Here is a 3,113-nt window from a genome sequence, read left to right as displayed (position 1 = left end):
TTGTAAAAAATTTGCGCGCCTAACTCATCACTAGAAGTAACGAGAATGCGGCGCGCAGTCTTCAAAAATAACCTCGAAGGTACTTCCTATTCCTTCTTCGCTCTCTATCTGGATAATGCTGCTCATCATATCGACGATATTTTTGGTGATTACCATTCCAAGTCCCGTTCCCTGTACACGGTTTGTGACGGAATTTTCCTGACGGCTGAATGGTTCAAAGATATGCTCCAGATACTCTTTTTTCATTCCAATTCCATTATCTGTGATCACAAAACGATATTTGGCATAGATAAGCATGTCAATTTCTCTGATCTGTTCGGTAAGATCAAACGTCTCAACGTTCATCCTGTTTTCGCCGCTCTCTATCTTGCTCATATCAAGCACATCATTGATAAGACCCAGAAGGTGGTTGCTGGAAGTCTGGATCTTCTAGATATACTCCCGCATTTTTTGCGGATTATCCAGTTCATGCTCCATCAGGTTCGAAAGCCCCACGATCACATTCATCGGAGCCCGGATGTCATGGCTCATATTCGACAGGAAACTGCTCTTGGCGGCGTTGGCACTCTTCGCGATTTCCAGTGCGTTCTCAATATTTTTACGAATTTCCTGCTCATGTGTATGATCTGCGAACTCAAAGATCAGAAGGTCTTCTCTGCCACGCACAACATGATAAAGTGTTTTCTGGAACATTTTTGCCTTCGTTTCTCCTACTGGTATGATCCAGGAATCCTTGATCTGCGACTGACCTTCCGGAAGGTTCTTAACCTCTTCGATCGAAAAATCGTCCGATTCCAGCTGTTCCAGTTCCTGTACAGCAAGAAGCGGATGCGGAATGTCTTTCCTGATTCCAAAAACCTTTTCGATACTTGGACTTACATACAGAGAATCACGGTTGCGTTTATCCAGTATGATATATACGCTGTCAAGGTTCTGCGTCATAACATCCGCCAGGGTATCACGCCATAACAGCTTGGCATCGGTCTTCTTTTTCTCATCTATGTCCATGAGCATTCCATAGAAGACACCTGCTCTTCCCCACTTTTTGCGTGTCATGCGCCCTGTTGAACGGAACCAGCGGTACTCGCCGCTTTTTGTGCGTATACGAAATTCTGTATCGTAGATAATTTTTCCGCTGGTATCACGAAGAGCTTTTCTATATAATTGCATCATTCTTTCCCAGTCATCCGGATGAACTCTTTCGAAAAAAACACGCTCACTATTTGGAAAATCTTCTTCATTCTGGTATCCTACCATCCGTCTCAGTTCATCGCTCCATTCCACACTGAAAATCACGGCTGCAGTACATTTTCCACATGCCGGATTTGATCAGTTTATGCAATGTTTTATAGCTGTACTCTGCAAGAACTACTTCTTTATTATTTTCTTCGTTCACCTTATCACTTTCCATGATTTAACTTTGCCTGTCTCTCAGAAGCTGTTCGATCTTTGATGCAAACAGATCAAATGCGATATTATTTTTTCCACTGTTGATCACGATGTCAGCCTTTGCTCTTGTCGGCTCCACATACAGATAATGCATCGGTTTTACAGTCGTCAGATACTGTTCGATGATTCCGTTCAGATCTCTTCCACGTTCCTCAACATCTCTGGAGATACGGCGCAGGATTCTCTCATCTGCATCAGCTTCCACATATACTTTGATGTCGAGAAGATCACGGATCCTCGGATCTGCAAGAAGCAGGATTCCTTCTACAAGGATGACCGGTCTTGGCTCGATCGTGATCACCTTATCTGAACGATTATGCTGGCTGTAGTCGTAAACTGGACACTCGATTGATTTCCCGGCTTTTAACTGTTTCAGATGCTCCACCAGAAGATCTGTTTCCAGTGAATCCGGATGATCATAGTTTACTTTGACACGTTTCTCGAATGGGATTCCATCCTGTCTGCGGTAATAATTGTCGTGATAAATGACCACAACTTTGTCACCAAAACGTTCTTTGATCCTGTTTGTAAAAGTAGATTTTCCTGATCCGGAACCTCCGGCGATTCCAATAATAATACTTTCTTTGTTCATTTTCTCTTACCTCTCAAGTCCGAATTCTTCTGGCATAAATCTAGGACAGATATTTTCTGATGTACAAATGACGGTTGATGCAAGTCTGGTGCCGATTCCACAGGCTTCGCGTAATGTCTTGCCGTAAGTAAGTCCCATGCAGACACCTGCAAAGAAGGAATCTCCGGCTCCGGTTGTATCCACAACATCTACTTTGAGCGCCGGATAAACGCCCTTATCTCCCTCCTGATCTGCATAAACAGCACCATCTCCGCCCATGGTCACAACCATCTTCGGAATTTTTGCAGAACGGATACGATCTGCAAGGATATCCGTCATCTCTTCCGGTGTCACATTCTCATAGTTCTCTGAAAACAGAATACCCGCTTCCTGCTGGTTACAGACAAAGCATGCAGTTCTTCGGATAAAATCTCTTCGCTCGATTGCAATGCTCATGTTAGATACGATCGCATAAACTTTCTTGTTGTATTTCTCTGCATAGGCGAAGGTTTTTTTGACGATTTCTTTTTCCAGATCGATTTCTATTACGATACTGTCTGCATCCTTAAAGATCTCATCGCCATGTTCATCCAGAATTCTTTCAATCGTTCGATGATCTGGTCTCTTTGAAATGGATGCAACCACATCACCTTCATGATTAAATACTGCCAGCCAGGTTCCCATGCCGTTATTTGCTTTTCGCATATATTTGGTATTCACTTTATGTCTTTTCAGTTTCTGGATAACTTCTTCACCCATCGCATCATTGTCAACTGCTCCAACAAAAGTCGGCTCCAGTTCTACGTTTGCAATATCTTCTACAACGTTACGTCCTACTCCTCCATGAATCTGCACGATTGTTCCGGCGTTTCTTCCCTGCGGAATATAAGGGGATGTGGAATATCCCTTGATATCAATGAAAACATCTCCGATTACTACGATTCCCATTGTATTTCTCCTTTATCTCTCTGTCTCTTATCTTAAAAATATAGCATATTTTCGCATTATATTGAAGTTTTTCTTCATATTATTTTTGGTAGAGTAGGCGGATGAAAATTTCATCCGCCCCTCATCAAACCGTGCATGAGGTTCT

The 3,113-nt window shown here is 42.8% G+C and carries 5 protein-coding genes; all 5 read right to left on the bottom strand.

The features are described from left to right. Positions 1-30: 30 nt before the first annotated feature. From DWX28_RS19025 to DWX28_RS19010, 5 genes are read right to left on the bottom strand one after another with little or no spacing between them, the layout of a single operon-like run. Positions 31-375, bottom strand: coding sequence for an ATP-binding protein (locus DWX28_RS19025; RefSeq protein WP_118254747.1), 345 nt, complete (start codon positions 373-375; stop codon positions 31-33). A gap of 54 nt (positions 376-429) precedes the next feature. Continuing rightward, a complete protein-coding gene (locus DWX28_RS19020) occupies positions 430-1,296 on the bottom strand; it encodes a PAS domain-containing protein (protein WP_147342126.1) in 867 nt (288 codons plus the stop codon). Continuing rightward, the gene (locus tag DWX28_RS19475) at positions 1,268-1,411 is read right to left on the bottom strand and encodes a hypothetical protein (protein ID WP_158565354.1); all 144 of its coding nucleotides are present in this window, start codon (positions 1,409-1,411) and stop codon (positions 1,268-1,270) included. The genes DWX28_RS19020 and DWX28_RS19475 overlap by 29 nt, the downstream gene beginning before the upstream one ends. A 3-nt stretch (positions 1,412-1,414) precedes the next feature. Next, positions 1,415-2,041, bottom strand: a complete 627-nt coding sequence (gene udk / locus DWX28_RS19015; protein ID WP_118254741.1) for a uridine kinase — start codon at positions 2,039-2,041, stop codon at positions 1,415-1,417. 6 nt (positions 2,042-2,047) lie between these two features. After that, complete coding sequence (locus tag DWX28_RS19010) at positions 2,048-2,968, bottom strand: carbohydrate kinase family protein (protein ID WP_118254736.1); 921 nt, start codon at positions 2,966-2,968, stop codon at positions 2,048-2,050. Between the last annotated feature and the right edge of the window lie 145 nt (positions 2,969-3,113).

The sequence above is a fragment of the Blautia sp. AF19-10LB genome (assembly GCF_003461245.1).
Lineage (GTDB): Bacteria > Bacillota > Clostridia > Lachnospirales > Lachnospiraceae > Blautia_A > Blautia_A intestinihominis.
The sequence above is the reverse complement of the archived record's forward strand: the minus strand, read 5'-3'. Positions and strand labels throughout refer to the sequence as shown.

Bases quoted from the DNA above. Each gene is read 5' to 3' on its own strand.
- DWX28_RS19025 (WP_118254747.1), bottom strand. From the start codon at position 375: ATGAGCAAGATAGAGAGCGGCGAAAACAGGATGAACGTTGAGACGTTT.
- DWX28_RS19010 (WP_118254736.1), bottom strand. From the start codon at position 2,968: ATGGGAATCGTAGTAATCGGAGATGTTTTCATTGATATCAAGGGATAT.
- udk (WP_118254741.1), bottom strand. From the start codon at position 2,041: ATGAACAAAGAAAGTATTATTATTGGAATCGCCGGAGGTTCCGGATCA.
- DWX28_RS19475 (WP_158565354.1), bottom strand. From the start codon at position 1,411: ATGGAAAGTGATAAGGTGAACGAAGAAAATAATAAAGAAGTAGTTCTT.